The 3,243-nt window shown below is 63.2% G+C and carries 4 protein-coding genes; 2 read left to right on the top strand and 2 right to left on the bottom strand.

The annotated features are described in order from the left end of the window. Positions 1-38: 38 nt before the first annotated feature. The gene (rho, locus tag VKF82_03325) at positions 39-1,391 is read right to left on the bottom strand and encodes a transcription termination factor Rho (protein HME81090.1); all 1,353 of its coding nucleotides are present in this window, start codon (positions 1,389-1,391) and stop codon (positions 39-41) included. Here rho and VKF82_03320 point away from each other — a divergent pair. Further along, positions 1,377-1,922: a hypothetical protein gene (locus tag VKF82_03320; protein ID HME81089.1), complete on the top strand. Its 546-nt coding sequence runs from the start codon at positions 1,377-1,379 to the stop codon at positions 1,920-1,922. The genes rho and VKF82_03320 overlap by 15 nt on opposite strands. Before the next feature lie 202 nt (positions 1,923-2,124). On the opposite strand, the gene VKF82_03315 is transcribed toward VKF82_03320, so the two are convergent. Continuing rightward, the gene (locus VKF82_03315) at positions 2,125-2,781 is read right to left on the bottom strand and encodes a DNA-3-methyladenine glycosylase (protein ID HME81088.1); all 657 of its coding nucleotides are present in this window, start codon (positions 2,779-2,781) and stop codon (positions 2,125-2,127) included. A gap of 24 nt (positions 2,782-2,805) precedes the next feature. On the opposite strand from VKF82_03315, the gene VKF82_03310 reads away from it, so the two are divergent. Next, on the top strand, positions 2,806-3,243 hold a 438-nt coding region (locus tag VKF82_03310; GenBank protein ID HME81087.1), incomplete at its 3' end, for a type II secretion system protein.

The following is a 3,243-nucleotide window of genomic DNA, read 5'->3' as shown; positions in this document are numbered from 1 at the left end:
ATCCCCGCCTGTGCGAGGAACTTGTTGATGCGAACCGTCTAGCGGTCTCCGTCAGACGCCATCGACATCGCTTCTTTGGTCACCGACTTCAAGAAGTCTTCATTGCCGTCGGTGCGGCGGAAGCGCTCGAGGATGAGCTCGGTCATCTCCTGCGTGCCGAGCACGGCCGTCGCGCGGCGCAGCATGACGATCTTGCGCAGCTCGACCTCGGAGAGCAGCAGCTCTTCGTGGCGCGTGCCCGAGCGCTTGATGTCGACCGCCGGGAAGATCCGGCTGTCGGCCAGCTTACGCACGAGGTTGATCTCCATGTTGCCCGTGCCCTTGAACTCTTCGAAGATCACATCGTCCATCTTCGAACCGGTCTCGATGAGCGCGGTCGCGATGATCGTGAGACTGCCGCCACCCTCGATGTTGCGAGCGGCGCCGAAGAAGCGTTTGGGCTTATGCAGCGCGCTGGTGTCAAGACCGCCCGACAGCGTACGGCCGGTCGCCGGCATCACTTGGTTCCACGCCCGCGCGAGGCGGGTGATGGAATCGAGCAAGATCACGACGTCGTGACCGAGCTCGACCAAGCGCTTGCAGCGCTCCAGCGTCAGCTCGGACACCGCGGTGTGGTTGTCCGGATGTTCGTCAAAGGTCGACGAGACGACGTCGCCTTCGATCGAACGGCGCATGTCCGTGACCTCTTCTGGCCGCTCGTCGACGAGCAGCGCGAACAGGTCGACTTCGGGATGGTTGGCCGCGATCGCGTTGGCGATCTTCTTGAGCAGCGTCGTCTTGCCGGCTTTGGGCGGCGAGACGATCAGGCCGCGCTGTCCCTTGCCGATCGGGCAGAGCAGATCGAGCACCCGGCCGCACATCTCGAGCGACGAGGTCTCCATCTTGAGGCGCTGATCGGGATAGATCGGGATGAGCTTGTCGAAATGCGGACGGCCGCGGATGGCTTCAGGGTCTTGGCCGTTGACCGCTTCCACTTTGAGGATGCCGTGGTATTTCTCGTTGTCTTTTGGATCGCGGCATTGGCCGGCGACCAAGTCGCCGCTGCGCAGTTCGAAGCGGCGCACTTGTGATTGGGAGATGTAGACGTCATGCGGACCAGGCCGCATGTTGTCGCGGCGCAAGAATCCATAGCCCTCGGGCAACACGTCGAGCACGCCGATCGCGAAATTCAATCCGGCTGCTTTGGCCTGCGCTTCGAGGATCGGGAATACGAGGTCTTGTTTTTTGATGCGCTGGAGATCGGCGATGTCCAGCTTGCGCGCGAGTTCGACGAGCTCGGTGCGCGTCTTGTCTTCGAGCTCCTTGATGGACAAGAGATTCATCTCTTCTCCATCCTTGGTTTTGAACGTCTTGGGTTGTGGCGGCTCGAAGCGTTCTTGATATGTGCGCACCGGGAAGACGCGTGCGCCGCGATCGTTGTTGTTGTTGCGGCCTCGGCCGCGGTCGCGGTCGCGATCGAAACGCGCCGGCCGTTCGCCGCGGTCAAAGCGATCTTGACGCTCACGCTCGGACCGCTCGTTCCGGTCGGGCCGTTCGACGCGCTCCGGCCTGTCGCCACGGTCACCGCGCTCGGGCCTTTCCGCGCGGTCCGGTCTCTCGCTGCGCTCTGGCCGTTCCGCGCGCTCTGGCCGTTCGGGGCGCTCTGGTCGTTCTGCGCGGTCCGGTCTCTCGCTGCGCTCCAGACGTTCAGCGCGCTCTGGCCGCTCGCCGCGATCGGCGCGTTCCGGACGTTCGGCGCGCTCGACGCGTTCGACGCGTTCCACGCGCTCGGGGCGCTCGAAATCGATGTCTATCTCCATCGAACCCGCGCCGGCGCGGGTTCGCGGACGGTAGATGCGCGGGGCGGGCGAGAGTTCGCCGTCGGAATCAGAAACTGGGGAATCTTCGTCTTGCACGTGTGGTTACCACCTGACAATATCTAAGCAAGTGCGCCGCGGCGTGATGCCGCAGGCAGTGAGTGAACAGTCAACGGTTCGTGATGTCGTGATAAACTACACTAACGTCGATTTCGACGTGGATGACTGCAAGTGGGGGTTTTATCGATGATGAACAGCCGAGCTCGCGCCGTCATAGAAGATCGGGAAGCTCACGCCGCTCTGACTATAACACAGCCTGGGTATCGCGTCAACGGTTTTTGGGCCTTCTCGGCGCTCGGGAAACGCTGCGGCTATCGGGGTCGTAGAAGCGCAGCGGCCAGTCGGCGGCGCTGCTCAACCCCACGCGCGATGTGACGCCGATCCGCTGCGGCGGTGATGCTCTCGTGAAATCGATGTGCAACTGCGGATCACCGCGCAGATCGACGCCGTTGCACCGCAAATCGATGGCCATCGCCCGGCATAGGTTGCCGGGTCCGCAAGCAAGGCGCGCATCGGGTACGCTCGCTCCCCTTCGCCGGTGCATCGCATCGAGACCCGCGAGCGGCTCGACTGCACGCAGCAAGACAGCGGCGCCGAGTCCGGGCGGCTCGGTGACCGCGTTCAGACAGTAGTACACCCCATATATAAGGTAGACGTACGCGCTGCCGGGGCGACCGAAGATCGCTGCGCTGCGTCTGGTCGGACCGCGATACCCATGACACGCGGGGTCGACGTTTGGAAGGTACGCCTCAGTTTCCACGATGCGGCCGCTGACGAGCGTGCCGGCGTCTGGCTCGCCCGGGGGGATAACACGCTCCAGCATCGCTCCGATGAGCCGGCGGGCGACGTCTACCGTGCTTCCTTCAAAGCCGTCCTCTACCGCCGTGCCTGCGGCACGGATGTTCGGGACTTGACTGCGTGTCACGAGCGCGTGATGATACCTCTTGTCATGGGATGTAGTAGCGCGTTCCTCAAACGCACCGTTCGCCGGCGCGGCTACACACTCTTGGAAGCGCTGATCGCATTAGGCGTGCTCTTCATCTTGATCTATGTGGTCGGCGACGCGGTATCGCGCATGCTGCACAACACTGCCATGTCGGTCGGCCGCGCGAACCAGTCGCGAACGGTGTTGGAGCTCGCCATCCGCATGAACGAGGAAGCGCGCAGCTCGACCGCGGTGTTCATCCCAGCGACTGATGTGTTCGGCGGCTCGAACAGCGGTAGCGCCGTGCACGAAATCGACTTCTTCCGCAAATTGTCTGCGGGCGGCGACGCGTACGTCGCCTATACCTTCGATGCGACGCACTTCACAGTGACGCGATATGAATACACGCTCTCGAGCGGAGCGGCGACGATCGTGCACGCCGATCAAGTCGCAGACGGCATC

The organism is Candidatus Eremiobacteraceae bacterium, assembly GCA_035314825.1.
In the GTDB taxonomy this organism is placed as follows: Bacteria; Vulcanimicrobiota; Vulcanimicrobiia; order Eremiobacterales; family Eremiobacteraceae; genus JAFAHD01.
The sequence above is the reverse complement of the archived record's forward strand: the minus strand, read 5'-3'. Positions and strand labels throughout refer to the sequence as shown.